This is a genomic window from Enterobacter sp. FW301-JW81 (genome assembly GCF_058788735.1).
The window spans coordinates 404,085-430,151 of the sequence record NZ_JBYTBA010000002.1; the positions used below are offsets into that span (position 1 = coordinate 404,085).

The following is a 26,067-nucleotide window of genomic DNA, read 5'->3' on the forward strand; positions in this document are numbered from 1 at the left end:
TCTATACTTACCTCTTTGCAGTTTTTCAGGAGGTGAGTATGACCAGAGTAGCGATTGTGACCGCATCGGATTCCGGGATTGGTAAAACCACGGCCCTGATGCTGGCTGAACGCGGGTTTGATATCGGCGTCACCTGGCACTCGGATGAAAAAGGGGCGCTGGAAACCTGCCGGGAAGTCGAAGCGCAGGGGCAGCGCGCAGAGGCGATCCATCTTGATTTAAGCACGCTGCCGAAAGGCGCCGAAGCCATTGAAACGCTGATTGCGCGCTTCGGGCGGCTGGACGTGCTGGTTAATAATGCGGGGGCGATGAACAAAGCGCCCTTCCTTGAGATGCCGTTTGACGACTGGCGGAGCATTTTCACCGTTGACGTGGACGGCGCGTTTCTCTGTTCGCAGATTGCCGCACGGCAGATGGTGAAGCAGGGGGAAGGGGGGCGGATCGTGAATATCACCTCGGTACATGAGCACACGCCTCTGCCGGAGGCCAGCGCCTACACGGCGGCCAAACATGCCCTCGGCGGGTTAACCAAGTCCATGGCGATGGAGCTGGTTAAGTACAATATTCTGGTGAACGCCGTCGCGCCGGGTGCCATTGCCACACCGATGAACGATATGGACGACAGCGAAGTGAAGGAAGGCTCAATGCCGGAAATCCCGCTGGCAAGGCCAGGCCACACGAAAGAGATTGCCAGCCTGGTGGCGTGGCTTTGCGACAGCGACGCCAGCTACACGACGGGGCAATCGTTTATTGTCGACGGGGGTTTTATGCTGGCGAACCCGCAGTTTAAGCCGGAAGGGTAGGTTCCCCTCACCCTAACCCTAACCCTCTCCCTGTGGGAGAGGGCCGGGGTGAGGGCATCAGACCGCACTCACTCCTCATCCCGCGTCTTTTCCCGATGCTTCAGCCACAGCCTGACCCCAATCACCGCCACGACCACCAGAATCAGCCACGCCCAGTGTTTCAGGTGCTGGTCGAGATTATGCAGCCACGGGCCAATCACTTCGCCACCCACGTAACCGAGCGTCGTAAAGATCAGCGCCCATGCAATCGCGCCAACAACATTGAGCGGCAGGAAAATTTTTGGCGGCAGGCGGCTGGCGCCTATCAGTATTGGCCCGATAATCCTGAAGCCGTACATAAAGCGGGTACCAATCACGAACAGGTAAGGATGGCGCTGAATCAGGCGCTGGGCGCGATTGATTTTCTTTTTGTGTTTAGCAAAACGCTTAAGCAGCGTTGGACCAAAGCGCAGCCCCAGAAAGTAGAGCAGCTGATCGCCAATCATGCCCCCCAGCGCGACCGCGGCAACAACCAGCGGGAATTTCAGCAACCCCTGATGCGCGGCGACGCCGCCCAACAGCGTGATGGTTTCACCTTCTGCCACGCTGCCGATGACCAGCGCGGCGTATCCGTATTGTTCAATAAGACTGTTGATATCCATTACGTGGACGTTATCTCCCTCAGCGTTTCCTTGTTAATCATATACCCCATGAATCAACAGCGGGGAAATCAACGGAAATTTCCCACTGTACAGAAAATAATCTAAAGCCTGCATTATACTTAAGGTATCGATGACGGGCCGACAACAAGGGGGCGCTATGAACCATGTCTGGGGACTTTTCTCCCATCCCGATCGTGAGATGCATGTCATTAAAAGTGAGAACGAAACGGTCTCGCATCATTACACGCACCACGTGCTGCTGATGGCGGCGGTGCCGGTAATATGCGCCTTTATTGGAACAACACAAATCGGCTGGAACTTCGGTGATGGCACTGTGGTTCAGCTTTCGTGGTTTACCGGGCTTTATCTGGCCATCGTTTTTTATGGCCTGATGCTGGCGGGTGTGGCGGTCATGGGGCGCGTTATACACTGGATGGCGCGTAACTATCCGCAGCGTCCATCGCTTACGCACTGTATGGTCTTCGCCGGGTATGTCGCGACCCCGCTGTTCTTAAGCGGTATTGTTGCGCTCTATCCACTGGTCTGGCTGTGCGCGCTGATCGGTACTATTGCCCTCTTTTACACCGGCTATCTGCTGTATCTGGGGGTCCCTACCTTCCTCAATATCAATAAAGAAGAAGGCCTGAGCTTCTCCAGCTCAACGCTCGCCATCGGCGTGCTGGTCCTGGAGGCGCTACTGGCGCTGACGGTCATCCTTTGGGGTTACGGATACCGTCTCTTCTAAGCTCACTGCATTGCTGGCGTAAATGCCAGCAATGCAGCATCTGTTCACGATTATCCGCTGGCGACAACGCCTTGTGACCGCTATGATGCCGAAGCCAGCCTGTGTTTATCCGTCAACACAGGCGGTGTACGTCAAACGTGCGTGAATAATTATCAGAAGTCTCACCATGCTGAAATTCCGAGTCTCTTTAGTTAGCCTGGCGCTGCTGCTGGGTGTGTCCGCTGCCGTGCCGGCCGTCGCTAAAACGCCCGCGGTGACCGCCGCTGCTGCCCAGCCGCAAATTGCGTCCGGCAGCGCGATGATTGTCGATCTCAACACCAATAAGGTGATTTACGCCAGCCACCCGGACCTGGTGCGCCCGATCGCCTCGATTACCAAATTAATGACCGCGATGGTGGTGCTTGATGCCCATCTGCCGCTGGACGAAAAGCTGAAAGTGGATATCAGCCACACGCCGGAGATGAAAGGGATCTACTCCCGCGTGCGTCTGAACAGCGAAATCAGCCGTAAAAATATGCTGCTGCTGGCGCTGATGTCGTCTGAAAACCGCGCTGCGGCGAGCCTGGCGCACCACTATCCGGGCGGCTACGACGCCTTTATCCGTGCGATGAACGCGAAAGCCAAAGCGCTGGGGATGAGCAACACGCATTACGTTGAGCCGACGGGTCTGTCGATCAACAACGTCTCCACGGCCCGCGACCTGACGAAACTGCTGATAGCCAGCAAGCAGTACCCGCTGATTGGACAGCTCAGTACCACCCGTGAAGAGATGGCGACCTTTGCGAACCCGGCCTACACGCTGCCGTTCCGCAATACTAACCATCTGGTTTACCGGGATAACTGGAATATTCAGTTAACGAAAACGGGCTTTACCAACGCGGCAGGACACTGTCTGGTGATGCGCACCGTGTTTAACGGTAAGCCGGTGGCGCTGGTGGTGATGGATGCCTTTGGCAAATACACGCACTTTGCCGATGCCAGCCGTCTGCGTACCTGGATTGAGACCGGGAAAGTGCAGCCCGTTCCGGCCGCGGCATTGACGTATAAAAAGCAGAAAGCGGAACAGATGGCGACGGCGCAGAACGATTGAGTCTCCTCTGCGCGCTGATGCCCTCACCCCGACCCTCTCCCACAGGGAGAGGGAGAAAAGACTAAAAAAACGGTAACCCAGGTTACCGTTTTGCTTTTATTCCGGCAGCGTCCAGTCACCATCGTTGAGCGGGCGCTGCATAATCACCGTATCCCGCCAGTCGCCTTTCTTATATCCCACGCTGCGCAGCTGGCCGACAATCTCGAAGCCATGTTTTTTATGCAGCCGCAACGAGCCGGAATTATTATTGCCATCTCCCACCACGGCAACCATCTGCCGCCACGGGCCTTGTTCGCAGCGTTCAATCAGCGCGGACATTAACGCTGAGCCAAAACCGCGCCCGGTGATGCTGGCATCCACGTAAATCGACTCTTCCAGGGTATAGCGGTAGGCGTGTCGCGGACGGTAAGGGGTGGCGTAGCAATAGCCCACCACGATGCCGCGATACAGCGCGATAAGCCACGGTAAACCGTTCTCAGCCACGCTTTTCATACGATGACGCATTTCATCGACGGTGGGGGGAACTTCTTCAAATGACGCGCGTCCGTGAAGCACATGCCAGGCATAGATGGCGGCGATGGCGTGCACATCATCGGGAAGGGCATCGCGCACTTCCAGTTCGGTCTCGGATAAAACGTCAATAGCCGACATGATGTGCCCGCTCCTCGTTATAGAAAGCCGGAGAAACGTTTCTCCGGCGACAGGCAGTTACTCTATAATGATTAAGGAGCGCTAAACAATCTCTCAAATTTGGCTGTAGGAATTAATCAGACGCTTGCGTAATCTGCTGCTCCGTATCAGCACTTTCTTTCCAGTATTTATTCCGCGTTGTTTTACCAATGCCGGGATTCATGCTGTTTGTAGGGTCATTCTCGCGATAAAACTGCTTAAGTGCGTCTGGGGCTTTATAAAGATGCCCGACGTTGTGTTCCGCAGGATATTGTGCGCCACGCTCGTGCAGCAGCGCGAGCATCTGCTCCTTCAGCGCGTGCGCATCGACCCCTTTTTTGACAATGTAGTCCTGATGGAAGACGTAACACATAAAGTGGCCGTAATAGAGTTTGTGCACCAGCTTGCTGTCGATTTCCGGCGGCAGGTGTTCAAACCACTCGGTGTCGTTGCGCCGCAGGGCGATATCCAGCGCCAGAATATCTTCTACCTCTTCGGAATGCACCGCCTGATAACGGATGGCGGCGCCCGCGGCGGCAAAGCGGTGCAGGAACGCCTTGCTGCCCTCTTCAGGCGTACAGGCAAAGAAATCCCCTTCGGCGGTTTTAAAGAATTCGCTCAGCCAGGTCTGCGCTTCGGCGATCCCGTCCCCGGCCATTTTCAGCAGCAGATGGTGCTCGTACTTGTCGCGCCAGGTTTTCATCCTCTCCGGTAAATGTGCCGGGAAAACGTTGCCCAGCTTCTGCATAAAGCGGTCAGTGAAGTGGGGTTTAAACAGCGACACTTTCTCCAGCATCGCGTCGGTGCGGCCCTTCATGGTGAAGAAGAACGGCATTTTGTCGGTGCCGAGCTTGTCGATCATCAGGAAGGTATCTTTGCCGTAGCGCTCGGCGATGTCGTAAATGTCCCGGTGCATATACTCGCCGGCCACCGGCAGGTGGGTGAATTCACCCAGAATATGACGGCGGATCTCCGTCAGAACCTCAGGCTGGTTGGTACCGATGTAAAACACCTGCTGCTTTTTCTCTGCCGGGAAGGTGTCGAGACGCACCGCAAAAACGGCCAGCTTGCCCGCACAGCCGGAGGATTCAAACAGGCGATCCGGGTCGGCGTTATAGCGCGCCGGCGTATCGGCTTCGATATCCCGCACGCGGGTCACGTAATCATGATCGTGCGCATGACGCCCGTCGTGCTGAACGTCTTCGTCCTTCACGCGATCGTCGTCGAGCTTGCTGAGGATCTGCTCCGGCGTCACGCCCAGATCGATACCGAGATGGTTAACCAGCGTCAGCTTGCCGTTTTCGTCAATGCGGGCAAACAGGGACATCTCGGTGTAGGCGGGACCGCGCTGCACCAGCGAGCCGCCGGAGTTATTGCAGATCCCACCGACCACCGAGGCGCCAATGCAGGAGGAACCGATCACCGAATGCGGCTCACGGCCCAGCGGCTTAAGCGCTTTTTCCAGGGAGTAGAGCGTCGTGCCGGGGAACGCCAGCACCTGCTCGCCTTTATCCAGCAGGTGCAGCTTGTCGAGGCGCAGGGTGCTGATAATGACGATGTCGCGATCGTAATCGTTGCCGTTCGGCGTTGAACCTTCTGTCAGGCCGGTATTGGCCGCCTGCATTAAAATAATCTTGTCGGCGGCGACGCAGGCGCTCAGCACGCGCCACAGTTCAAGCAGCGTGCCGGGGAAAACCACCGCCAGCGCTTCGCCCTGGCCGGAGCGGAAACCCTTACGGTAGCGGGCGGTTTTGGCCGGGTCGGTAAGCAGGTGAGAGGAGCCAACCAGGCGCGACAGTTCGTTAATAAAAGTTGTGTTATCGTTTGTTCGAACAGAAGACATCTTCCACTCCTTGTGGTGGGGCAAATTTCTCGCTGTAAAGCATAGCGCGATTAACTGTTAAGCGGTCGAGTATTCACGAGAAAAATCAGAGAATAACCCTGCAACGTTCAGAGGGTTTGTGGCACACTGCGCTTTTCGCACGGTTTGGCCGAGATCTTCCGGCGGTTATTGATGAGAGAGTAAAACGACATGAAATGGCTATGTTCTGTAGGTGTCGCCGTCAGCCTGGCGCTGCAACCTGCGCTGGCAGAGGATTTGTTTGGTAATCACCCGCTCACGCCTGAAGCCCGCGACGCGTTTGTCACGGAATTGCTCAAAAAGATGACGGTTGATGAGAAAATCGGTCAGCTGCGTCTTATCAGCGTCGGCCCGGATAACCCGAAAGAGGCCATCCGCGAGATGATCAAAGACGGGCAGGTGGGCGCCATCTTTAATACCGTCACCCGCCAGGATATCCGCAAGATGCAGGATCAGGTGATGGATCTCAGCCGCCTGAAAATTCCCCTGTTCTTCGCCTATGACGTGGTGCACGGCCAGCGTACCGTTTTCCCGATTAGCCTCGGCTTAGCCTCCTCCTTTAACCTCGACGCGGTGAAAACCGTCGGGCGCGTGTCGGCTTATGAAGCCGCGGACGATGGCCTGAACATGACCTGGGCGCCAATGGTGGACGTCTCGCGCGATCCGCGCTGGGGCCGCGGCTCGGAAGGCTTTGGTGAAGATACCTATTTAACCTCCACGATGGGCAAAACTATGGTGGAAGCGATGCAGGGCAAAAGCCCGGCGGATCGCTACTCGGTGATGACCAGCGTCAAGCACTTCGCGGCCTATGGCGCAGTGGAGGGCGGGAAAGAGTACAACACCGTCGACATGAGCCCGCAGCGCCTGTTTAACGACTACATGCCGCCGTACAAGGCTGGGCTGGATGCGGGCAGCGGCGCGGTGATGGTGGCACTGAACTCGCTGAACGGCACGCCAGCGACGTCTGACTCCTGGCTGCTGAAAGACGTGCTGCGCGACCAGTGGGGCTTCAAGGGTATTACCGTTTCTGACCACGGGGCGATTAAAGAGCTGATCAAACACGGCACCGCCTCCGACCCGGAAGACGCGGTGCGCGTGGCGCTCAAGTCCGGCATCAACATGAGCATGAGCGACGAGTACTACAGCAAATACCTGCCGGGACTGGTGAAGAGCGGCAAGGTCACGATGGCGGAGCTGGACGATGCCGCGCGCCACGTGCTGAACGTGAAATACGATATGGGGCTGTTTAACGATCCTTACAGCCACCTGGGTCCGAAAGATTCTGACCCGGCGGACACCAACGCCGAGAGCCGTCTGCACCGCAAAGAAGCGCGTGACGTGGCGCGCGAAAGCCTGGTTCTGCTGAAAAACCGCCTCGACACGCTGCCGCTGAAAAAATCCGGCACCATTGCCGTGGTGGGCCCGCTGGCCGACAGCAAGCGCGACGTGATGGGCAGCTGGTCTGCCGCAGGCGTGGCCGACCAGTCCGTGACCGTGCTGACCGGGATTAAGAGCGCCGTGGGTGATAACGCGAAGGTGGTGTACGCCAAAGGGGCGAACGTTACCAACGATAAAGACATCGTCGCCTTCCTCAACCAGTACGAGGAAGCGGTGAAGGTCGATCCGCGCACGCCGAAGGAGATGATCGACGAGGCGGTGAATACCGCGAAGCAGTCTGACGTCGTTGTCGCCGTCGTGGGCGAAGCGCAGGGGATGGCGCATGAAGCCTCCAGCCGTACCGATATCACCATTCCGCAGAGCCAGCGCGATCTGATCGCCGCCCTGAAGGCCACCGGCAAGCCGCTGGTGCTGGTGCTGATGAACGGTCGTCCACTGGCGCTGGTGAAAGAAGATCAGCAGGCTGACGCTATTCTGGAAACCTGGTTTGCCGGTACCGAAGGCGGTAACGCCATCGCCGACGTGCTGTTTGGTGATTACAACCCGTCTGGCAAGCTGCCGATGTCCTTCCCGCGCTCCGTCGGGCAGATCCCGGTCTACTACAGCCACCTGAACACCGGTCGTCCGTACAACGCCGACAAGCCGAACAAGTACACCTCGCGCTACTTCGACGAAGCCAACGGCCCGCTGTATCCGTTTGGTTACGGCCTGAGCTACACCACCTTCAAGGTCTCCGACGTGAAAATGTCTGCACCGACCCTGAAGCGTGACGGCGACGTCACCGCCAGCGTTGAGGTGACCAACACCGGCAAGCGCGAAGGGGCGACGGTTATCCAGATGTACGTTCAGGACGTGACGGCCTCCATGAGCCGTCCGGTGAAACAGCTGCGCGGCTTTGAGAAAGTCACTCTGAAACCTGGTGAAACCAAAACCATCAGCTTCCCGATTGACGTGGATGCGCTGAAGTTCTGGAACCAGCAGATGAAATACGATGCGGAACCGGGCAAGTTTAACGTCTTTATCGGCGTGGATTCCGCCCGGGTGAATAAAGGCGAGTTCGAGCTGCTGTAACCTTTCCTTCCTTTGCCTCCCCCGTCCTGCGGGGAGGCGTCTTACCTTATGCTAAAAAGGCATTTTGACGGTTAATCCCGCCGTTTTAAGCTACGCTTTTCTCTCAAGCCTCTGAAAAAGGCAGCAAAAAAATGAGGATAGTAGAATGACGATTACAAAGGGGATGTTGGGATCTGCGGTGCTGCTGGCGGCGCTGAGCCTGCCGCTACAGGCGGCGGAGCCGGTAAAAGTGGGCTCAAAGATTGATACCGAAGGCGCGCTGCTCGGCAATATTATTTTGCAGGTGCTGGAGAGCCACGGCGTGAAAACCGTCAATAAAGTCCAGCTCGGCACCACGCCCGTCGTGCGCGGCGCGATTACCTCCGGCGAGCTGGATATCTACCCGGAATACACCGGCAACGGCGCGTTTTTCTTTAAACAGGAAAACGATCCGGCATGGAAAAATGCCAAAGCCGGGTATGAGAAAGTCAAAAAGCTGGACGCGGAGCAGAACAAGCTGGTCTGGCTGACCCCGGCCCCGGCCAACAATACCTGGACTATCGCGGTGCGCAAGGACGTGGCGGAGAAAGGAAAGCTGACCTCGCTTGCGGATCTCAGCCGCTATCTGAAAGAGAAGGGCGACTTTAAGCTTGCGGCATCCGCGGAGTTTATCGAGCGTCCTGACGCGCTGCCCGCGTTTGAAAAAGCCTACGGCTTCAAGCTCGACCAGCCGCAGCTGCTCTCTCTGGCGGGCGGGGATACCGCGGTGACCATCAAAGCGGCGGCGCAGCAAACCTCTGGCGTTAACGCGGCCATGGCCTACGGTACCGACGGTCCGGTGGCGGCGCTTGGTCTGCAGACCCTGACCGATCCAAAGGGTGTACAGCCGATTTATGCCCCGACCCCGGTCGTGCGTGAGGCGGTGCTGAAAGCGTATCCGGAGATTGCCGACTGGCTTAAGCCGGTCTTCGAAAAGCTGGATGAAAAAACGCTGCAACAGCTGAATGCCAGCATTGCCGTCGAGGGGCTGGATGCCAAAAAAGTGGCCGCCGACTTCCTGAAACAACAAGGGCTTGTGAAGTAACGGGAAAGGGCTGTGCCAATAAAATGTCATAACCGCGTACTGCTGCTGTTGGCCTGCGTGGCCATCGCGGCAGTCGCGCTGCCGTTTGTGAATGTTGCCCCTAACCGCCTGATGTCAGGGGAAGGGCGCTATCTCTGGGAAGTGTGGTCGTTCACGCCGTGGTGGCTGACGGCGGCGCTGGGCGCGTGGGTTGCGCTATCGCTCTGGCAAGGGCGCACGGCGCAGTGGCTGACGCTGCTCCTCGCTGAAGGGCTGTTTATCATCCTGTTCTGGGGGGCCGGGCAGGCGGCGACGCACATGGCGTCTGCGGAAAGCCCGCTGGCGAGAACCACGGTGGGCAGCGGCCTCTGGCTGTGGCTGGCGCTGTGTCTGCTGGCCTGCAGCGATGCTATCCGTCGACTCATCTCCAGCGCCGTCTGGCGCTGGGTGCTTAACGCACAGATATGGTGTATTCCGTTATTCCTGCTGTTCAGCGGTGAGCTGAACAATCTCTCGCTGTTAAAAGAGTATGCCAACCGTCAGGAGGTGTTTGATGATGCCCTGGCGCAGCATCTGACGATCCTCTTCGGCACGCTCTTTCCGGCGCTTCTGCTCGGGATCCCCCTGGGCATGTGGTGCTATCGCCATCCTTCACGTCAGGGCGGGGTCTTTGCCGTGCTCAACGTTATCCAGACCATTCCCTCCGTCGCGCTGTTTGGTCTGCTGATTGCGCCTCTGGCCGGGCTGGTGAAATCGTTTCCGGTGCTGGGAACGCTCGGGATAGCCGGAACGGGGTTAACGCCCGCCCTGATCGCGCTGGTGCTGTACGCGCTGTTGCCGCTGGTGCGCGGCGTGGTCGCGGGCTTAAGCCAGGTCGCGCCGGATGTGCTGGAAAGCGCCCATGCGATGGGCATGAGCGCGCGGCAGTGTTTCTGGAAGATTCAGCTGCCGCTGGCGCTGCCCCTGCTGCTGCGAAGCCTAAGGGTGGTGGCGGTACAAACCGTCGGCATGGCGGTGATTGCGGCGCTGATTGGCGCGGGCGGCTTTGGCGCGCTGGTGTTCCAGGGACTGCTGAGCAGCGCCCTGGATCTGGTGTTATTGGGCGTGGTTCCCACGATTGCGCTGGCGGTTGTCGTCGACGCGCTGTTTGCCTTATGGCTCGCGCTGCTCAGGAGAAGAGCCAATGATTGAATTTCATGATGTCAGTAAAACCTTTGCCGGCCGTCCAGCGGCGAGCCACCTGAACCTGAACTTTGCCGAGGGCGCGTTTTCCGTGCTGATTGGCACCTCCGGCTCGGGAAAATCCACCACGCTGAAGATGATCAACCGGCTGGTTGAGCACGACAGCGGGGCGATCCGCTTTGCCGGAGAAGAGATCCGCAGCCTGCCGGTGCTGGAGCTGCGTCGCCGGATGGGGTATGCCATTCAGTCTATCGGCCTGTTCCCGCACTGGACGGTGGCGCAGAACATTGCCACCGTGCTGCAGCTGGAGAAATGGTCGCGGGCTAAAATCGCTGACCGCGTTGATGAACTGATGTCTCTGCTGGGGCTCGAGCCCGCGCTGCGTGACCGCTATCCGCACCAGCTATCCGGGGGCCAGCAGCAGCGCGTCGGCGTGGCGCGCGCGCTGGCGGCCAATCCGCAGGTGCTGCTGATGGATGAACCCTTTGGCGCGCTGGATCCGGTAACGCGCGGGGCGCTACAGGCGGAGATGACCCGCATTCACCGCATTCTCGGACGCACGATCGTTCTCGTGACGCACGATATTGATGAAGCTCTGCGCCTGGCCGACCATCTGGTGCTGATGGATCACGGCGAGGTGGTGCAGCAGGGGTCGCCGCTTGAGCTATTAACATGGCCGAAAAACGACTTTGTGCGCGAGTTTTTCGGCCGCAGCGAGCTGGGCGTCAGGCTGCTCTCCCTGCGGACGGTCAGCGACTATATGCGTCGCGAAGAGGTGCCGGCGAGCGGCGAACCGTTGCAGGAGCAGATGAGCCTGCGGGATGCTCTCTCCGCGTTCGTCGCGCGCCAGTGCGAGGTATTGCCCGTTTCGGACGCCCGCGGGGCGCCGTGCGGAACCTTACACTTTCGCGATCTGCTGGCAGGGGAGGTGACGCGTGAAGGCGCTGCGTGATCCGCTTCTCTGGCTGGTAGCGCTCTTTGTTGCCTTACTGGTTCTGATGCCGCACAGCGCGCCGCTGTTTAACGCCCTTTTTCCGGGGCTGCCGCGGCCGGTGTATCAGCAGGAGAGCTTTGTTAATCTCGCCCTGGCGCATCTCTGGCTGGTGGCGCTCTCAAGCGTCATTGCGGTTGTGCTGGGCACAGGCGCTGGCATCGCGGTCACGCGGCCTGCGGGGCGGGAGTTTCGTGCGCTGGTAGAGACGATTGCGGCCATTGGACAGACGTTTCCGCCGGTGGCGGTGCTGGCGATAGCGGTTCCGGTGATGGGCTTTGGCCAGCAGCCCGCCATTATTGCGCTGATTCTGTACGGCGTATTGCCGGTGCTGCAGGGCACGCTGGCGGGCCTCGCGGCGGTACCGGCGTCAGTGCTGAGCGTGGCAGAAGGGATGGGGATGAGTCGCGGCCAGCGGCTGCGCAAGGTTGAACTGCCGCTTGCGGCACCGGTTATCATTGCCGGGATCCGCACGTCGGTCATTATTAACATCGGGACGGCGACCATTGCGTCTACGGTCGGCGCCAGTACGCTGGGAACGCCGATTATTATCGGCCTGAGCGGGTTTAATACGGCTTACATCGTGCAGGGAGCGGTGCTGGTCGCGCTGGCGGCAATCGTCGTCGATCGCGTTTTTGAGCGGCTGGCACAGTACCTCAGCCGACACCGCCGCGAACAATAAACGAGTATCCTGCCAGCATCACGCCGCCGATACCGCTCACGGCCATCAGGACAAAAAGGGTAATAATGGCCAGTTTGGTTGCCTTCATCATGTGCTCCTGTTGTTAACGGAGCAATTATACGGTGAAGCGCAGGTGTTAATGAACCATTAAATGCCGTTATGGTTCATCCGGGCCAAGGGAATAAACCGGATAACCATTCTCTCGCCATTGTGACAGCAGCTGCTGCTGAGAGGCGGACGGCACTTCACCACACCAGACCAGCAGGGTCTGGCCGTCGAAAAATTCGGGCTTAAGCTGCGCCAGGGAGTGCGCAAGGACATCCACGCGCCAGCCCTTTTGGGTCGCGATCCACGCTTCCAGCCACAGGCGGGTGGTATCGTGCACGTTCCAGCCGACCACCAGCGCATCTTTACCGGCCTTGTTCTTTGCCGAGGCAAGGCAGACGGCGATGTAGTTGATCAGCACCCCGTCGAGCAGGCTGAGCAGCGCCTGCAGGGTGGACTGCTGGCACTGCAGGCGTCGACGGAGCGGAATAAAAAGATGGCTGATCAGGGTCTGTGCCGGATACTCGCGGCCCTGCTCTTTTATCCACGCGCGCAGGCGCTGCAGGTTGCCCGCCTGCAGGAGCCGCAGCAGGGTTTCCTGCTGTTCGCGCCAGCGGTGCTGCGTGTCAGGGTCGTCGTGGCTGAGCAGGGACTTTACTTTACCGACCTGCACCCCGTTGTCGATCCAGCTTTTGATCTCGCGGATCCGGTCGATATCAGCATCGTTAAAAAGGCGATGCCCGCCGTCCGTTCTCTGCGGTTTAAGCAATCCGTACCGTCGCTGCCACGCCCGTAGGGTAACGGGATTGATATCACAAAGGAGTGCCACTTCACCTATCGTGTAAAGCGCCATATTCGCCCCCTGGCTTACGCGTCCCCAGCTTAACTGTAGACCCACTTTGCTGAACCAGGAAGAATTGATTGTTTTTTGCACAAATAATGCGAAGCGTATGCGATGTTCTGAAAAAGGTGTGATAACGGACACGATTTTGCGCTTTTTTGGGATGCTTCAAAGAAAGTTGAGCCGCATCGGTGTATGTTACGCGTTTTTAGCGTGTGCGGTTTTGAGTATGTACGAGTTTAATCTGGTGCTGCTGTTGCTTCAGCAGATGTGCGTGTTTCTTGTCATTGCCTGGCTGATGAGTAAAACGCGCCTGTTTATCCCGCTGATGCAGGTCACCGTACGTCTGCCGCATAAGCTGCTCTGCTACGTCACCTTCTCCATTTTCTGCATCATGGGGACCTATTTTGGTCTCCATATCGAAGACTCTATTGCCAATACGCGCGCTATCGGCGCGGTGATGGGCGGGCTGCTCGGCGGTCCCGTCGTCGGTGGCCTCGTCGGCTTAACCGGAGGGCTGCATCGCTATTCCATGGGCGGGATGACGGCGCTGAGCTGTATGATCTCGACGATCGTGGAAGGGCTGCTCGGCGGGCTGGTGCACAGCTACATGATTAAGCGCGGCCGGCCGGATAAAGTCTTTAGCCCGATTACCGCCGGGGCGATCACCTTTGTGGCCGAAATGGCGCAGATGGCCATCATTCTGCTGATCGCCCGTCCGTTTGAAGATGCGCTGCACCTCGTCAGCAGTATTGCCGCCCCGATGATGGTGACCAACACGGTGGGCGCGGCGCTGTTTATGCGTATTCTGCTCGACAAGCGCGCCATGTTTGAGAAGTACACCTCGGCCTTTTCCGCCACGGCGCTGAAGGTCGCCGCGTCGACCGAAGGGATCCTGCGCCAGGGGTTTAACGAAGAGAACAGCATGAAGGTCGCGCAGGTGCTCTACAAGGAGCTGGACATCGGCGCGGTGGCAATAACCGACCGCGAGCGGCTGCTGGCCTTTACCGGCACCGGGGACGATCACCATCTGCCGGGTAAACCCATCTCTTCAGCCTATACGCTGCGCGCCATTGAAACCGGTGAGGTGGTGTATGCCGACGGTAACGAAGTGCCTTACCGCTGTTCGTTGCATCCGCAGTGCAAGCTGGGCTCTACGCTTGTGATTCCGCTGCGCGGGGAAAATCAGCGGGTGATGGGCACTATCAAGCTGTATGAGGCGAAAAACCGTCTGTTCAGCTCGATCAACCGCACGCTGGGGGAGGGGATCGCCCAGCTGCTGTCAGCGCAAATCCTCGCCGGGCAGTATGAACGGCAGAAAGCGCTGCTGACGCAGTCGGAGATTAAGCTGCTGCATGCCCAGGTTAACCCGCATTTCCTGTTCAATGCCCTCAACACGCTCAAAGCGGTGATCCGCCGCGACAGCGATCAGGCCGCGCAGCTGGTGCAGTTTCTGTCGACCTTTTTCCGCAAAAACCTGAAGCGGCCGTCGGAGATCGTCACCCTCGCCGATGAGATCGAGCACGTAAATGCGTACCTCCAGATCGAGCAGGCGCGTTTCCAGTCGCGCCTGCAGGTCTCGCTCTCCGTTCCGGACGAGCTGGCGTATCAGCATCTCCCGGCCTTTACCCTGCAGCCTATTGTGGAAAACGCCATTAAACACGGCACGTCACAGCTTCTCGGAACAGGAGAGATAACCATTGCCGCCAGCCGTTTCAACCACCATCTGGTGCTGGATATTGAAGATAATGCCGGGCTATATCAGCCTTCCGCCTCCGGCGGTTTGGGGATGAGCCTGGTGGATAAACGCCTGCGCGCCCATTTTGGCGATGACTGCGGCATTACCGTTGCCTGTGAGCCAGACCGATTTACCCGTATTACCGTACGACTGCCGCTGGAGGAAAACGCATGTTAAGAGTGCTGATTGTGGATGACGAGCCGCTGGCACGGGAAAACCTGCGCGTTCTGCTGCAGGAGCAGCCAGATATAGAGATTGTGGGAGAGTGCGCGAACGCCATTGAGGCCATCGGCGCGGTTCATAAGCTGCGCCCGGACGTGCTGTTCCTCGATATTCAGATGCCCCGAATCAGCGGGCTGGAGATGGTCGGCATGCTCGACCCGGAGCATCGCCCCTACATCGTGTTTCTGACGGCGTTTGATGAATATGCCGTTAAGGCCTTTGAGGAGCACGCGTTTGACTATTTACTCAAGCCGATTGAAGAGAAGCGTCTGGAAAAAACGCTCACCCGCTTGCGCCAGGAGCGGACCGCACAGGACGTTACGCTGCTCCCGGAAAACCAGCAGCCGCTGAAGTTTATTCCGTGTACCGGGCACAGCCGGATTTACCTCCTGCAGATGGATGACGTGGCGTTTGTCAGCAGCCGCCTGAGCGGCGTATTTGTCACCAGCGCGGAAGGGAACGAAGGGTTTACCGAGCTGACATTGCGGACGCTGGAGAGCCGCACGCCGCTGATCCGCTGTCATCGTCAGTATCTGGTCAATATGGCGCACCTGAAGGAGATCCGCCTGGAAGATAACGGCCAGGCCGAGCTGGTGCTGCGCGCGGGGCAAACCGTACCGGTCAGCCGCCGCTACCTGAAGAGTTTGAAAGAGGCGATTGGGCTGTAAAACTGGTACACTGCGCGCCATTGCATCATCGACATTCGAAGGCTCTATGCTAAGTAACGATATTCTTCGTAGCCTGCGCTACACCCTGAAAGCAAACAATAACGACATGGTGCGCATTCTTGCGCTGTCGGACATGGAATCCACGTCTGCCGGTTTCGACACCTGGATGACCAAAGAAGATGAAGAGGGCTTTGTTCGCTGCCCTGACATCATTCTGTCGGGTTTCCTGAACGGCCTGATTTACGATAAGCGCGGCAAAGATCCGGAAGCGCCAGAGCTGGCGCTGGAGCGTCGGGTGAACAACAACACGGTGCTGAAAAAGCTGCGCATTGCGTTCTCGCTGAAAACGGACGATATCGTGGCGATTATGACGGAGCAAAAATACCGCGTATCCGTGCCGGAAGTGACCGCCATGATGCGCGCGCCGGACCACAAAAATTACCGCGAGTGCGGCGACCAGTTCCTGCGTAATTTCCTGCGCGGGCTGACCCACCGGGTGCATCATCCGAAGGGGTGATTTTTAGCCGGGTAGCGGCTTCGCCTTACCCGGCCTACAAAACCCGTAGGCCCGTGCAAGCGCAGCGCCGCCGGGCAAAAAAAAGCCGGAGACACTCTCCGGCTTTTTTGTTATTTCACCTGCTGGCCAGGCTTCGCGCCTTCGTCAGGGCTTAACAGGAAGATATCTTTCCCGCCAGGGCCCGCGGCCATCACCATCCCCTCAGAGATGCCGAAGCGCATTTTGCGCGGTGCCAGGTTGGCGACCATCACGGTCTGACGACCAATCAGCACCTGCGGGTCCGGATACGCAGAACGGATGCCGGAGAAGACGTTACGCTTCTCGCCGCCCAGATCCAGCGTCAGGCGCAGCAGTTTGTCAGAACCCTCCACGAATTCCGCGTTTTCGATCAGCGCCACGCGCAGGTCGACTTTGGCGAAATCGTCAAAGGTAATGGTTTCCTGAATCGGATCGTCTGCCAGCGGGCCGGTAACCGGTGCCGCAGCCGCCTTCACCTCTTCTTTAGAGGCTTCCACCAGGGCTTCAACCTGCTTCATCTCGATGCGGCTGTACAGCGCTTTAAAGGTGTTCACCTTGTGGCCGAGTAGCGGCTGCTGGATGGCATCCCAGGTCAGTTCGGTGTTCAGGAACGCTTCAGCACGGGCTGCCAGCTGCGGCAGAACCGGCTTCAGATACGTCATCAGCACGCGGAACAGGTTGATGCCCATAGAGCAGATGGCCTGCAGATCGGCATCGCGACCTTCCTGTTTAGCGACAACCCACGGTGCCTGCTCGTCCACGTAGCGGTTTGCCAGGTCGGCCAGCGCCATGATTTCGCGCACCGCTTTGCCGAACTCGCGGGTTTCCCAGGCTTCGCCAATGGTCGTTGCCGCGTCGGTAAAGGTTTTGTACAGGGCTGGGTCAGCCAGTTCGGCCGCCATCACGCCGTCAAAACGCTTGGCAATAAAGCCCGCGTTACGGGAGGCCAGGTTCACCACCTTGTTGACGATGTCCGCGTTCACGCGCTGCACGAAATCTTCCAGGTTCAGGTCGATATCGTCGATGCGGGAAGAGAGCTTCGCGGTGTAGTAGTAGCGCAGGCTGTCCGCGTCGAAGTGGTTCAGCCAGGTGCTGGCCTTGATAAACGTACCGCGAGATTTGGACATCTTCGCGCCGTTGACCGTCACGTAACCGTGCACGAACAGGTTGGTAGGCTTGCGGAAGTTACTGCCTTCCAGCATCGCCGGCCAGAACAGGCTGTGGAAGTAAACGATATCTTTACCGATGAAGTGATACAGCTCGGCCGTGGAATCTTTCTTCCAGTATTCGTCGAAGCTGACGGTGTCGCCACGCTTGTCGCACAGGTTCTTGAAGGAGCCCATGTAGCCGATTGGCGCGTCCAGCCAGACGTAGAAATATTTGCCCGGCGCGTTCGGGATTTCAAAGCCGAAGTACGGCGCATCGCGGGAGATATCCCACTGCTGCAGACCCGATTCGAACCACTCCTGCATTTTGTTCGCCACCTGCTCCTGCAGCGCGCCGCTGCGGGTCCACGCCTGCAGCATTTCGCTGAAGGACGGCAGATCGAAGAAGAAGTGCTCGGAGTCACGCATCACAGGCGTTGCGCCAGAAACCACGGACTTCGGATCGATAAGCTCGGTCGGGCTGTAGGTCGCGCCGCACACTTCGCAGTTATCGCCGTACTGGTCCGGGGATTTACATTTCGGGCAGGTGCCTTTGACGAAACGGTCCGGCAGGAACATGCCTTTTTCCGGATCGTACAGCTGAGAGATGGTGCGGTTTTTAATAAAGCCGTTCTCTTTCAGACGGGTGTAGATCAGCTCCGACAGCTCGCGGTTTTCGTCGCTGTGCGTGGAGTGATAGTTGTCATAGCTGATGTCAAAGCCAGCAAAATCGGTCTGATGCTCCTGACTCATTTCGGCAATCATCTGCTCCGGGGAAATCCCCAGCTGCTGCGCTTTCAGCATGATCGGCGTGCCGTGGGCATCGTCCGCACAGATGAAGTTAACCTCGTGGCCGCGCATTCGCTGGTAACGGACCCAGACATCAGCCTGGATATGCTCCAGCATGTGGCCGAGGTGGATTGAGCCGTTGGCGTACGGCAGTGCGCACGTTACCAGAATTTTCTTCGCGACTTGAGTCATAGTAGGCATTACTTCTTTTAACTGTGAAAAGGGTTTTTGATATTACCAAAAGGGGCATTATTAAGTAAGCACAAACCACGGCCTTTCAGGTAAACTTGTTCTTCTAAGGTCTTATTCACAAGAACAAAGGAGTCGGGATGAGTTCTCAATCCCAGGCCAAATCACCGGAAGCCTTACGAGCAATGGTTGCCGGGACGCTGGCTAACTTTCAGCATCCAACCCTGAAGCACAATCTCACTACGCTGAAAGCGTTACACCACGTTGCCTGGCTGGACGATACGCTGCACGTTGAGCTGCAGATGCCGTTCGTCTGGACCAGCGCTTTTGACGCGCTGAAAGAGCAAACCAGCTCTGAGCTGCTGCGCATTACCGGCGCGAAGGCGATTGACTGGAAGCTGAGCCACAGCATTGCCACGCTGAAGCGTGTGAAAAACCAGCCGGGCATTAACGGCGTGAAAAACATTATCGCCGTCAGTTCAGGCAAGGGTGGGGTGGGTAAATCCTCCACGGCCGTCAACCTGGCGCTGGCGCTGGCGGCGGAAGGGGCAAAGGTCGGTATTCTTGATGCCGATATCTACGGCCCGTCTATTCCGAACATGCTGGGCGCGGAAAACCAGCGTCCAACCTCGCCGGACGGCACCCACATGGCGCCGATTATGGCCCACGGTCTGGCCACTAACTCCATCGGTTATCTGGTGACTGACGATAACGCCATGGTCTGGCGCGGCCCAATGGCCAGCAAAGCGCTGCTGCAGATGCTGCAGGAGACGATGTGGCCGGATCTGGATTATCTGGTGCTGGATATGCCGCCGGGTACCGGTGATATTCAGCTGACGCTGGCGCAAAATATTCCGGTCACGGGCGCGGTTGTCGTGACGACCCCGCAGGATATCGCGCTGATCGACGCCAAAAAAGGCATCGTGATGTTCGAGAAGGTGGAAGTGCCGGTGCTCGGTATCGTCGAGAACATGAGCATGCACATCTGCAGCAACTGCGGTCACCACGAGCCTATCTTCGGTACCGGTGGGGCAGAAAAACTGGCCGCGAAGTATCACACCCAGCTGCTGGGTCAGATGCCGCTGCACATTACTCTGCGTGAAGATCTGGACAGTGGAAAGCCGACGGTTGTCAGCCGTCCGGACAGCGAATTTGCCGAGATGTATCGTCAGCTGGCGGGTCGCGTTGCGGCGCAGCTTTACTGGCAGGGCGAAATCATCCCAGGGGAAATCGCGTTCCGCGCGGTGTAAATCCCCAATGCTGGATTGCCGGGTGGCGGCTTCGCCTTACCCGGCCTTCGGAATACGGTTTCGTAGGTCAGGTAAGCGAAGCGCCACCTGACTTTACCCAAGCCGGTAATGCATCAGGTAGTACTCTCCCTCCGGAGAATCCCCCGTCGCCTCAATGTGCCAGCCATGCCGCTGGTAAAACGCGATAGCCCGCGCATTCTTCACCAGACACTTAAGCGACCCCGTACTGGTAAACGTCTTCTGCACCTGTTCCAGGAGCACATGCCCGACTCCGTGGCTTTGATACTGCGGGTCAACAAACAGGTTGTGCAGAAAATTATCGTTCGCCCAGACGGAGGCAAAACCCAGACGATGGCCGTTCTGAACAGCAACCCAAATCACTTCGTCACGGGTTGCCGCATCAAAATCTTCAAGCTGCCAGTCTGAGCTGTCCAGCCAGGGCCAGGCTTCGCGCCGGGCGTGGAGGAAGAGCGTGCGCAGGAAAGGGCGGTCACTTTCCTGCCAGGGACGAACCAGGAGGGTATCAGCGATGATAGAAGATATCTCCATTATAGGCTTTGTAGATTTTGCCGTCTGCATCGCCAATCAGGACGTAGTTTTCGCCCATATAGGTCCAGTGTGTTCCCGCATCCGGGGCCGGAAGGTTACGCAACTGGTACTGTTTGATGGTGTACTCAGGCGTTTGATACTGTGCTGGCGCTGTGTCGCCAATTTTAAACTTCGTAAAATCCGCGATGAACTCTTGTTCCTCATAGGCCTTGATGCCGGACGGCGCCGCAGCCGTTTGCGGGGCAGCAAATGCGGATCCCGCCAGAGACAGTAATACACCCAGTAGCAGCAATTTACGCTTAGCCATTTTTTCTCCAGTGATATCGTTACAGATACTCTCAGCCTGCTGTTGTGTTGATGATAGGGCAGACGGTCTATTTTAAGTATCACAGCAGAGTCTGTTCGAAAAAAAAATGTAACAAAAGTGGACGGTTTTGGGTAGTGCAAACGGTTAATACTATTTTATTTATGAATGTTTTTTACTAAGACTAATTCAGCGCGGTAATGTTTTTTTTAATTAAATCTGAAAATACAGCTTAACTATAATTTTTTGAGCTGAAATACATGCATTTTATTAAAAGCCGATTTAAACTTAAAAAGCGGGGCGGTTTAATTCTTATTCTACACCGTTTCGGTCCTTCAGTTATTTCCATACATCATTCGATGATGTGTATTTTTATATAATTGCTTTAAAAACAGTACATTGAAAAAGTGGGTGATTCTTATGGATTGCCTGTTACGCGTTTGTTGCGACCATGAATGATAAATTTATTCTAATGAAAAACACAACGGCATTATCTGTAATATTCCTGGCGATAAGTCAGTTAACGGGCTGTGTATTTTCTCCTGGGCAAACATTAAGCTCATCGGGGAAAAATATTATCGCGTCCGGAGATGACAATACTAATTTAGATAAGCGCGTGGATCTTTATCCTCTTACCCCTTCACTGATAGAGAAACTGCGCCCTGCCATCGCGAAATCTCAGCCAAATCCTAAGCTGGATGAGCAGGTCAGAAACTGGGAATACCGTATCGGAAGTGGGGATATTTTAACCGTCACCGTCTGGGATCATCCTGAACTGACGACCCCGGCCGGGCAATATCGCAGCGCCAGCGACACCGGTAACTGGGTGAATGCGGACGGTACGCTCTTTTATCCCTATATCGGCAAACTCCCTGTTGCAGGAAAAACGGTCTCTGAAGTCAGGGAAGAGATTGCCGCGCGCCTGGATAGCGTCATCGAAAGCCCGCAGGTGGATGTCAGCGTGGCCGCTTTCCGTTCACAAAAAGCCTATATCACCGGCGAGGTCGCCAAATCGGGCCAGCAGGCGATTACCAATATTCCTCTGACGGTGATGGATGCCGTCAACGCGGCGGGGGGACTGTCCGCCGACGCTGACTGGCGCAATGTGGTGCTCACTCACGAGGGGAAAGATTCGCGCCTCTCTCTTTACGCGCTGATGCAGCACGGTGACCTGACGCAGAATAAGCTGCTCTATCCCGGTGACATCCTGTTTGTTCCGCGTAATGACGCGCTGAAAGTCTTTGTGATGGGCGAAGTGATCAAGCAGAGCACGCTGAAGATGGACAGGAGCGGGATGACCCTTGCAGAAGCGCTGAGCAACGCGGGCGGCTTAAATCAGGACATGGCCGATGCGACGGGCATTTTCGTCATTCGCTCTGTCAGAAAAGACAAGGATGCGGGAAAAATCGCCAACATTTATCAGCTTAATGCCCGGGATGCCTCCGCGATGGTGCTGGGCACCGAATTTCAGCTTGAACCCTACGACATTGTCTATGTCACCACGGCACCGCTGTCGCGCTGGAATCGCGTCATCACTCAGCTTGTGCCGACCATCACTGGCGTTCATGACCTGACCGAAACGGTTCGTTACATCAGACAGTGGCCGCAATAATGTTCGACTCCATCTTAGTGGTATGCACAGGAAATATTTGCCGCTCACCGATAGGAGAGCGGCTGCTGCGCCAGCGGATACCGGGAAAGCGGATAACGTCGGCAGGCATATTTGGGCTGGAAGGAAGCCCGGCGGATGTGGTTGCCCGGGAGGTGGCCTGGCGACACGGGATCTCACTCGAAGGGCATCAAGCCCGCAGGCTGACTCCGCAGCTGATGCGGGAATCGGATCTTATTCTGGTGATGGAGCCTGCCCATCTTCGCTTTATCTCCGCCATGGCACCGGAAATTCGCGGCAAATCAATGCTCTTTGGACAATGGCTTGAGCCGCAGGACATCCCCGATCCCTATCGTAAGAGCCGTGAAGCATTTGACTATGTTTTTGGGCTGTTGGGGAAAGCCAGTCAGGAATGGGCGCATCGGTTGAGTCAAAAAGGAATGAAGCGTTAATGTCGTCATACACCACAGACAGTTACGGTGCAGCAGCACCTGAAAATCACGAAATTGATCTCGTCCGTCTCCTCGGCGAGATGCTCGATCACCGCGCAGTTATTTTAACGATGACGCTCGTTTTCACTCTGCTTGCGGGGCTGTATGCCTTTTTGGCCACGCCCGTTTATCGCGCTGATGCCTTAATCCAGGTAGAAGGAAAACAGGATAACAGCCTGCTCAAGAACTTAAGCCAGTTCAGCAGTGAACTGTCTCCCGATGTTGAGCCCGAAATTCTCCTGCTGAAATCGCGTATGATCCTGGGCGCCACGGTAGACGCACTGGGCTTAACCCAGCATGTGACAGAGCGCACTCTCCCTGTTGTGGGACGCCTGTGGGCGCGTTTGCAGGGCCAAAAGCCCGCCACCTTAACCTTGAGCTGGCTTCAGATCTCTCCGGTTGAGGGAAAACCACGCACTCTTGTGCTTACCGTGCTGGGAAAAGGCGCGTACCGGCTGGAGGGGGACAATTTTTACGCCGAGGGCAAGGAAGGAATAGCGCTTGAAAAGGAGGGGGTTTCCCTGCTGGTCAAGACGGTTAATGCCTCACCAGGCACGCGGTTTACGCTCCAGACCAGGACCCGTCTGGAGGCAATTAACGACCTGAGTACACAATTCAACGTGGCTGAGTCTGCCCGGCAGAGCGGCGTGCTGACGTTATCCCTTACCGGTCGCGATCCTGAGCATATTGCGAATGTCCTCAACCGAATAGCCCACATTTATCTGCAGCAGAACATTGCCCGCCAGGAAGCGCAGGATTCCCGTAGCCTTGCCTTTTTGCAGCAGCAGTTACCCAAAATCAGAAGCGACCTGGATTTGGCCGAAGAGCGGCTGAACCAGTATCGCAAACAGCGGGATTCGGTTGACCTCTCGCTTGAAGCGAAATCGGCTCTCGAGCAGATCGTGAATATTGAAAACCAGCTTAACGAGCTGACCTTTCGTGAAGCGGAAATCTCGCAGCTGTTTAAGAAAGAGCACCCGAACTATCGCGCACTGCGTGAAAAACGTCAGACGCTGGAGCAGGAAAAGGTCCGCCTGAATCAGCGTATTTCAGCCATGCCCTCCACCCAACAGGATATCTTGCGCCTCAGTCGGGACGTGGAGTCCGGGCGCACCATCTACCTGCAGCTTCTCACCCGCCAGCAGGAGCTGAACATTTCTCGCTCCAGCGCCATCGGCAACGTGCGAATTATCGACAGCGCGGTCACGCAGCCCGATCCCATTAAACCGCGGAAGCCGTTGATTATCGTCGCTGGCATCCTGCTGGGGCTGATGTGCTCGATGGGTCTGGTGCTGGTCCGCATTGCGTTGCGACGCGGCATCAACACCTCTGAGGAGCTAGAAGGGCTGGGCGTACAGGTGATGGCTACCTTGCCGCGTTCGTTGTGGCTGTGGAAAAAAACGAACCTGCGAAGAAGACGAGCGTTTGGCACGCGCTGGAAACACAGGATCACCGATGTGCCCTTTCTACCCGTTGACCAGCCTGCGGATATTTTTGTCGAGGCCGTTCGGGGGCTGCGCACCAGCCTGCATTTCACGCTGCAGGAAGCCACTAACCGAATCGTCATGATTTCAGGCCCCACGCAGGACTGCGGAAAAACGCTTGTCAGCACCTCGCTGGCCGCGATTGAGGTACAGGCCGGGCTCAGGGTGTTATTCATTGATGCGGATATGCGCGAAGGGTATGTCCACAACGTGTTTGGCCTGAAAAACCACACTGGACTGTCCGGCGTACTTGGCGGGCAGTGCGAGTGTCTGGAGGCGATTCAGCGCTATGAAAAAGGCAATATTGACGTACTGACCTGCGGGCCGGTTCCGCTGCGGCCTGCAGAACTGCTGATGAGCGAACGCTTCAGGGCGGTAATGGCGTGGGCGGATGAACATTATGATCTTGTGATCCTTGATACGCCGCCGGTGCTCGCCGTTACCGATGCCGCAGTGGCCGCCCCGGTGGCGGCAACCTCAATACTGGTCGCCCGCTTTGGCAAGACCAGCCTGAAAGAGATGGAAAACAGCGTCAAACGTCTGCAGCAAACGGGCGCGCGTATCAACGGCACCGTGCTGAATGACGTGGTGAAATCGGCCGCGCTTTATTACCGCGCGGGCTATGGCCATTATGAGTATGGTCAAAGCCCGAAACGGCAACAGCGCAAGGGTTAGTGCTTCACCAGCGTGGCAAAGTAATAGACCAGCGGGATGGCGAGGATCCAAAGCCCAACAGGGATTTCTCGCCATTTTCCTGCAATCGCTTTAATGACAACGTAAAACAGCAGCCCCCCAGCAATACCTGTCCCGAAGCTGTTGGCAATGAGCGTAATCATCACCATCATCAGCACCGGCAGCCCGTCGGTGAAGTTCGCCAGATCCACCTTACGCAGGCCGCTGAACATGTTCAAACCGATCAGGATCAGGGCGGGCGCAGTGGCTTCTTTCGGGATCATCAGCGCAACGGGGGTAAACAGCAGCATCAGCAGGAACATGAACGCGGCAGCCAGCGCCGTCATGCCGGTTTTCCCGCCCGCTTCCGCGGCCGCCGAGGATTCAATCAGCGCCGTGGCGGCAGGAATGCCCACCCACGGGCCGAGCGCGGCGGCAATGGAGTCCACCATAAACGGACGATTGATATTGGCCATATTGCCCTCTTCATCCAGCAGCCCGGCTTCGCCGCCAACCGCCAGCGTGGTGCCCATGGTGGAGAAAAACTCCGAGGCAAAGAAGACAAACAGGAACGGCAGAAAGGCAATGTTCAGTGCGCCCAGCATGTCGATGTGGCCCAGCACCGGCGTGAGCGAATGGGGCATATCGATGAAGCTGGCGGGAAGTTTTGTGACTCCCATCGGAATGCCCACGAAGGTGGCAAACAAAATGGCCCACAAAATGGCACCGGGAATACGACGCGCCTGCAGGGCAATGGCCAGGAACAGGCCGGCGAGCGCCACCAGCGCACCGGGTGACAGAAAATCCCCCAGCATCAGCGCGTTAGTTTTCGCGTTGGCCAGCACCAGCCCGGCATTGCGGAAGCCGAGTATGGCGACAAAAAGACCGATAGAGGCCGTTAGCCCAAGCTTGATGGACTGCGGTACGGAGCGGGTCACGACTTCACGCAGGCCAAAGCGGGTGAGAAGAAAGAACAAAATCCCCGACCAGCAGGCAATGCCCAGGCCAATTTGCCAGCCGATGCCTTCACTCCCCGCCAGCGTTACCCCGACCAGCACCGAGCCACCAATGCCCGGCCCGACAATAAACGGCAGGTTGGCGTAAAACGCCATCAGCAGCGTACCGGCCACAAACACTAAAATCGTGCCCGTGGTCGCCGCGCCTTTATCCATCCCGCCCACGGCCAGCAGCCCAGGGATGACCACCAGTAAATAGGCGGCGGCGAGAAAACCGGTAAGACCTGCCAGACACTCGGTACGCACGGTACTGCCGCGCGTATGCAGTGCAAAACGACGTTCAATCCAGCTCCCTGGTGCTGGCGAATTCACGGTGTTGTCGGCCATTATCCGGCTCTCCTTCGG

Annotated in this window: 24 protein-coding genes; 15 read left to right on the top strand and 9 right to left on the bottom strand. The window is 57.2% G+C overall.

The window, feature by feature from the left end; all coding sequences use genetic code 11:
• Positions 1-38 precede the first annotated feature (38 nt).
• Positions 39-803 carry an SDR family oxidoreductase gene (locus AC3WOK_RS08830; RefSeq protein WP_492354343.1) on the top strand — a complete coding sequence of 255 codons (765 nt, stop codon included), beginning with the start codon at positions 39-41 and terminating at the stop codon, positions 801-803.
• A 68-nt stretch (positions 804-871) separates the two neighbouring features.
• Here the strand turns inward: AC3WOK_RS08830 and AC3WOK_RS08835 are convergent, their stop codons facing one another.
• Positions 872-1,444 carry a DedA family protein gene (locus AC3WOK_RS08835; protein WP_492354344.1) on the bottom strand — a complete coding sequence of 191 codons (573 nt, stop codon included), beginning with the start codon at positions 1,442-1,444 and terminating at the stop codon, positions 872-874.
• A 157-nt stretch (positions 1,445-1,601) separates the two neighbouring features.
• Between AC3WOK_RS08835 and AC3WOK_RS08840 the strand changes: the two genes are divergently transcribed.
• Together AC3WOK_RS08840 and pbpG are read left to right on the top strand one after the other, a co-directional pair.
• On the top strand, positions 1,602-2,189 hold the full coding sequence (locus AC3WOK_RS08840) for a Yip1 family protein (RefSeq protein ID WP_047346547.1): 588 nt from the start codon (positions 1,602-1,604) through the stop codon (positions 2,187-2,189).
• A gap of 166 nt (positions 2,190-2,355) precedes the next feature.
• Complete coding sequence (gene pbpG, locus AC3WOK_RS08845) at positions 2,356-3,279, top strand: D-alanyl-D-alanine endopeptidase (protein ID WP_492354345.1); 924 nt, start codon at positions 2,356-2,358, stop codon at positions 3,277-3,279.
• A gap of 96 nt (positions 3,280-3,375) precedes the next feature.
• Here pbpG and AC3WOK_RS08850 read toward each other — a convergent pair whose 3' ends face one another.
• Entirely contained in the window at positions 3,376-3,930 is a 555-nt protein-coding gene (locus AC3WOK_RS08850; protein WP_063432222.1) for a GNAT family N-acetyltransferase, read from the bottom strand.
• Between the two features lie 112 nt (positions 3,931-4,042).
• Entirely contained in the window at positions 4,043-5,791 is a 1,749-nt protein-coding gene (gene dld, locus AC3WOK_RS08855) for a D-lactate dehydrogenase (RefSeq protein WP_492354346.1), read from the bottom strand.
• A gap of 189 nt (positions 5,792-5,980) precedes the next feature.
• On the opposite strand from dld, the gene bglX reads away from it, so the two are divergent.
• From bglX to AC3WOK_RS08880, 5 genes are all read left to right on the top strand, one after another.
• Entirely contained in the window at positions 5,981-8,278 is a 2,298-nt protein-coding gene (bglX, locus tag AC3WOK_RS08860; protein WP_492354347.1) for a beta-glucosidase BglX, read from the top strand.
• Positions 8,279-8,423: 145 nt separating this feature from the next.
• A complete protein-coding gene (gene osmF, locus AC3WOK_RS08865) occupies positions 8,424-9,341 on the top strand; it encodes a glycine betaine ABC transporter substrate-binding protein OsmF (protein WP_492354348.1) in 918 nt (305 codons plus the stop codon).
• Between the two features lie 12 nt (positions 9,342-9,353).
• Positions 9,354-10,511, top strand: coding sequence for an ABC transporter permease (locus AC3WOK_RS08870; protein ID WP_063957662.1), 1,158 nt, complete (start codon positions 9,354-9,356; stop codon positions 10,509-10,511).
• A complete protein-coding gene (locus tag AC3WOK_RS08875) occupies positions 10,504-11,454 on the top strand; it encodes an ABC transporter ATP-binding protein (protein WP_063431418.1) in 951 nt (316 codons plus the stop codon). The genes AC3WOK_RS08870 and AC3WOK_RS08875 overlap by 8 nt, the downstream gene beginning before the upstream one ends.
• On the top strand, positions 11,438-12,175 hold the full coding sequence (locus AC3WOK_RS08880; protein ID WP_492354349.1) for an ABC transporter permease: 738 nt from the start codon (positions 11,438-11,440) through the stop codon (positions 12,173-12,175). Before AC3WOK_RS08875 ends, AC3WOK_RS08880 begins: the two co-directional genes overlap by 17 nt.
• Here AC3WOK_RS08880 and AC3WOK_RS08885 read toward each other — a convergent pair.
• Together AC3WOK_RS08885 and mlrA are read right to left on the bottom strand one after the other, a co-directional pair.
• Positions 12,150-12,263 carry a protein YohO gene (locus AC3WOK_RS08885; protein WP_008500895.1) on the bottom strand — a complete coding sequence of 38 codons (114 nt, stop codon included), beginning with the start codon at positions 12,261-12,263 and terminating at the stop codon, positions 12,150-12,152. The two genes, AC3WOK_RS08880 and AC3WOK_RS08885, sit on opposite strands and share 26 nt — an antisense overlap.
• 69 nt (positions 12,264-12,332) lie before the next feature.
• Positions 12,333-13,073, bottom strand: a complete 741-nt coding sequence (gene mlrA / locus AC3WOK_RS08890) for an HTH-type transcriptional regulator MlrA (protein WP_063431414.1) — start codon at positions 13,071-13,073, stop codon at positions 12,333-12,335.
• 217 nt (positions 13,074-13,290) lie between these two features.
• Here mlrA and AC3WOK_RS08895 point away from each other — a divergent pair, with 217 nt between their 5' ends.
• Genes AC3WOK_RS08895 through AC3WOK_RS08905 form a run of 3 tightly spaced genes read left to right on the top strand, consistent with a single transcriptional unit; the run spans position 13,291 to position 16,206 of the window.
• Positions 13,291-14,976, top strand: a complete 1,686-nt coding sequence (locus tag AC3WOK_RS08895; protein WP_047346538.1) for a sensor histidine kinase — start codon at positions 13,291-13,293, stop codon at positions 14,974-14,976.
• Positions 14,970-15,689: a two-component system response regulator BtsR gene (btsR, locus tag AC3WOK_RS08900; protein ID WP_045908659.1), complete on the top strand. Its 720-nt coding sequence runs from the start codon at positions 14,970-14,972 to the stop codon at positions 15,687-15,689. The genes AC3WOK_RS08895 and btsR overlap by 7 nt, the downstream gene beginning before the upstream one ends.
• A 46-nt stretch (positions 15,690-15,735) precedes the next feature.
• On the top strand, positions 15,736-16,206 hold the full coding sequence (locus tag AC3WOK_RS08905; protein WP_047346536.1) for a YehS family protein: 471 nt from the start codon (positions 15,736-15,738) through the stop codon (positions 16,204-16,206).
• Positions 16,207-16,316: 110 nt separating this feature from the next.
• Here AC3WOK_RS08905 and metG read toward each other — a convergent pair whose 3' ends face one another.
• Positions 16,317-18,350, bottom strand: coding sequence for a methionine--tRNA ligase (metG, locus tag AC3WOK_RS08910; RefSeq protein WP_492354350.1), 2,034 nt, complete (start codon positions 18,348-18,350; stop codon positions 16,317-16,319).
• 137 nt (positions 18,351-18,487) lie between these two features.
• Between metG and apbC the strand changes: the two genes are divergently transcribed.
• Positions 18,488-19,597, top strand: a complete 1,110-nt coding sequence (gene apbC, locus AC3WOK_RS08915) for an iron-sulfur cluster carrier protein ApbC (protein ID WP_447855961.1) — start codon at positions 18,488-18,490, stop codon at positions 19,595-19,597.
• Positions 19,598-19,690: 93 nt separating this feature from the next.
• On the opposite strand, the gene AC3WOK_RS08920 is transcribed toward apbC, so the two are convergent.
• Both AC3WOK_RS08920 and AC3WOK_RS08925 read right to left on the bottom strand, forming a co-directional pair.
• Positions 19,691-20,146, bottom strand: coding sequence for a GNAT family N-acetyltransferase (locus tag AC3WOK_RS08920; protein ID WP_063431407.1), 456 nt, complete (start codon positions 20,144-20,146; stop codon positions 19,691-19,693).
• On the bottom strand, positions 20,121-20,453 hold the full coding sequence (locus AC3WOK_RS08925) for an RcnB family protein (protein ID WP_023336316.1): 333 nt from the start codon (positions 20,451-20,453) through the stop codon (positions 20,121-20,123). The genes AC3WOK_RS08920 and AC3WOK_RS08925 overlap by 26 nt, the downstream gene beginning before the upstream one ends.
• A gap of 469 nt (positions 20,454-20,922) precedes the next feature.
• On the opposite strand from AC3WOK_RS08925, the gene AC3WOK_RS08930 reads away from it, so the two are divergent.
• The 3 genes from AC3WOK_RS08930 to etk are packed head-to-tail and all read left to right on the top strand — an operon-like array spanning position 20,923 to position 24,709.
• Positions 20,923-22,062 carry a polysaccharide export protein gene (locus AC3WOK_RS08930; RefSeq protein ID WP_059311504.1) on the top strand — a complete coding sequence of 380 codons (1,140 nt, stop codon included), beginning with the start codon at positions 20,923-20,925 and terminating at the stop codon, positions 22,060-22,062.
• Positions 22,062-22,511, top strand: coding sequence for an arsenate reductase/protein-tyrosine-phosphatase family protein (locus AC3WOK_RS08935; protein ID WP_492354351.1), 450 nt, complete (start codon positions 22,062-22,064; stop codon positions 22,509-22,511). The genes AC3WOK_RS08930 and AC3WOK_RS08935 overlap by 1 nt, the downstream gene beginning before the upstream one ends.
• The gene (gene etk, locus AC3WOK_RS08940) at positions 22,511-24,709 is read left to right on the top strand and encodes a tyrosine-protein kinase (protein ID WP_492354352.1); all 2,199 of its coding nucleotides are present in this window, start codon (positions 22,511-22,513) and stop codon (positions 24,707-24,709) included. Before AC3WOK_RS08935 ends, etk begins: the two co-directional genes overlap by 1 nt.
• Here etk and AC3WOK_RS08945 read toward each other — a convergent pair.
• The gene (locus tag AC3WOK_RS08945) at positions 24,706-26,049 is read right to left on the bottom strand and encodes an NCS2 family permease (protein WP_059311470.1); all 1,344 of its coding nucleotides are present in this window, start codon (positions 26,047-26,049) and stop codon (positions 24,706-24,708) included. The genes etk and AC3WOK_RS08945 overlap by 4 nt on opposite strands.
• Positions 26,050-26,067: the final 18 nt, after the last annotated feature.

Coding starts and splice junctions, on each gene's coding strand:
- AC3WOK_RS08830 (WP_492354343.1), top strand. CDS start 39: ATGACCAGAGTAGCGATTGTGACCGCATCGGATTCCGGGATTGGTAAA.
- AC3WOK_RS08835 (WP_492354344.1), bottom strand. CDS start 1,444: ATGGATATCAACAGTCTTATTGAACAATACGGATACGCCGCGCTGGTC.
- AC3WOK_RS08840 (WP_047346547.1), top strand. CDS start 1,602: ATGAACCATGTCTGGGGACTTTTCTCCCATCCCGATCGTGAGATGCAT.
- pbpG (WP_492354345.1), top strand. CDS start 2,356: ATGCTGAAATTCCGAGTCTCTTTAGTTAGCCTGGCGCTGCTGCTGGGT.
- AC3WOK_RS08850 (WP_063432222.1), bottom strand. CDS start 3,930: ATGTCGGCTATTGACGTTTTATCCGAGACCGAACTGGAAGTGCGCGAT.
- dld (WP_492354346.1), bottom strand. CDS start 5,791: ATGTCTTCTGTTCGAACAAACGATAACACAACTTTTATTAACGAACTG.
- bglX (WP_492354347.1), top strand. CDS start 5,981: ATGAAATGGCTATGTTCTGTAGGTGTCGCCGTCAGCCTGGCGCTGCAA.
- osmF (WP_492354348.1), top strand. CDS start 8,424: ATGACGATTACAAAGGGGATGTTGGGATCTGCGGTGCTGCTGGCGGCG.
- AC3WOK_RS08875 (WP_063431418.1), top strand. CDS start 10,504: ATGATTGAATTTCATGATGTCAGTAAAACCTTTGCCGGCCGTCCAGCG.
- AC3WOK_RS08885 (WP_008500895.1), bottom strand. CDS start 12,263: ATGAAGGCAACCAAACTGGCCATTATTACCCTTTTTGTCCTGATGGCC.
- mlrA (WP_063431414.1), bottom strand. CDS start 13,073: ATGGCGCTTTACACGATAGGTGAAGTGGCACTCCTTTGTGATATCAAT.
- AC3WOK_RS08895 (WP_047346538.1), top strand. CDS start 13,291: ATGTACGAGTTTAATCTGGTGCTGCTGTTGCTTCAGCAGATGTGCGTG.
- btsR (WP_045908659.1), top strand. CDS start 14,970: ATGTTAAGAGTGCTGATTGTGGATGACGAGCCGCTGGCACGGGAAAAC.
- AC3WOK_RS08905 (WP_047346536.1), top strand. CDS start 15,736: ATGCTAAGTAACGATATTCTTCGTAGCCTGCGCTACACCCTGAAAGCA.
- metG (WP_492354350.1), bottom strand. CDS start 18,350: ATGACTCAAGTCGCGAAGAAAATTCTGGTAACGTGCGCACTGCCGTAC.
- apbC (WP_447855961.1), top strand. CDS start 18,488: ATGAGTTCTCAATCCCAGGCCAAATCACCGGAAGCCTTACGAGCAATG.
- AC3WOK_RS08920 (WP_063431407.1), bottom strand. CDS start 20,146: ATGGAGATATCTTCTATCATCGCTGATACCCTCCTGGTTCGTCCCTGG.
- AC3WOK_RS08925 (WP_023336316.1), bottom strand. CDS start 20,453: ATGGCTAAGCGTAAATTGCTGCTACTGGGTGTATTACTGTCTCTGGCG.
- AC3WOK_RS08930 (WP_059311504.1), top strand. CDS start 20,923: ATGAAAAACACAACGGCATTATCTGTAATATTCCTGGCGATAAGTCAG.
- AC3WOK_RS08935 (WP_492354351.1), top strand. CDS start 22,062: ATGTTCGACTCCATCTTAGTGGTATGCACAGGAAATATTTGCCGCTCA.
- etk (WP_492354352.1), top strand. CDS start 22,511: ATGTCGTCATACACCACAGACAGTTACGGTGCAGCAGCACCTGAAAAT.
- AC3WOK_RS08945 (WP_059311470.1), bottom strand. CDS start 26,049: ATGGCCGACAACACCGTGAATTCGCCAGCACCAGGGAGCTGGATTGAA.